1 protein-coding gene is annotated in these 1,294 nt (G+C 38.0%); it reads left to right on the top strand.

Annotated elements, in window-relative coordinates:
* Positions 1-183: 183 nt before the first annotated feature.
* A complete protein-coding gene (locus NRL14_RS20730) occupies positions 184-1,170 on the top strand; it encodes a hypothetical protein (RefSeq protein ID WP_149604799.1) in 987 nt (328 codons plus the stop codon).
* The last annotated feature ends 124 nt before the right edge of the window (positions 1,171-1,294 follow it).

Genomic DNA, 1,294 nt, shown 5'->3' with positions numbered 1-1,294 from the left:
CGTGATCAACAGAAGCATATTCCATGTATTAATGAGATAGGTAAATACATTAATTAATGGAACGGAGTAACTATAAGTTGCTTAAACGGACAAAAAACAGTTGGCTTTTGCTCGTTCCTCGCTAATTTTAGCCAACTATTTTATTGCCGCTTAGCAAAGCGTTAGGTGAATAAGGAAGTTCGAGTGCGAATTCTAGTTATATTAATTTCTGTTCTATGTTGTTTTAAATCATTAGCACATACTTGGGATGAGCCTTGGCATGGCGATGTCGTTAAAGGTGCTAATAGTTTTGCTATTTTCAAAGTACTTAAAAACACTGGGAGTTCCCTTAAATTAGAGCTGATAAAGCATATTTCAGGGGAAAAGCCACATCCAAATATTATTGTTAATGACTTCTACCTTTACGACGTTGTAACGACAAACGCTGAGTCAGATGAACACGGGTTTTGGCTTAAAGACGGTGTAAACGCTTATATGTTTCTTTTGAAGCAAGGCGATAGCTATAAAATAGCGACTCCAACGTCTGGATATGCAGAAATACTAGAGGATGGAAGTGTTGCTGCGACGTACCGCCATTCATTGCATCAAGCGAAAGCTCAAACTGAAAACTATGAAAAAACCCAAGTTTGCATTTTTAATAAATTACATGGCTCAAGCTGTAGCACTGAAACTATCGAAGAAAGTATTATTACACCACTCAATGAAAAGGTTGCAATTTTATCTGCTCAAGCAACTGCAAGTGATTTCGAGTTGTTTTTCAAGCAGCATGCAGCTTTAGAAACTTCGTTTCTAATTGAATACCCTTTGGAGTTTGACGTTCTAAAACCATTCTTAACCAGTCAATTTTTCCATGCAGAAATATCTGGAGTAAGAGCTTTATCCGTCGGATCTGGTACGAATAAAGTAGAGCAATTAATTTCATTTATTAAAAAAGATAAAAGTAGTGATGTAGCAAAAGTAATGGCATTGATAATGTTAAAAAATCTAGATGGGAAAAATGTTAACCCTTCAATTGTTGAGTATTACGATCAAGCTTCGGAAGCTGAGGTATCACTAGGAGGAAACTTTATGGATCCTCGAATTGGAACTTGGTACCCACACTCAGTAAAGAAAGCAATTGAATGGTATATTGGTGATAATTCACCTAATCGGGTAGCCGGAGGTCTCTAACCTCCAGCCCCCACACCACCCATCATGCGGGTTCGCAATGGGCGGTCCATCTCCCGTAATGAATACCGATCCAAATATCTCTCAATGACACTAAACCTTGTGACGCTAAATAGTCATTGCCTAG

Source organism: Pseudoalteromonas sp. 20-92, from assembly GCF_030847595.1.
Classification (GTDB): Bacteria; Pseudomonadota; Gammaproteobacteria; order Enterobacterales; family Alteromonadaceae; genus Pseudoalteromonas; species Pseudoalteromonas fuliginea.
Note: the sequence above shows the minus strand (reverse complement) of the source record. Positions and strands in the feature narration are given on the sequence as shown.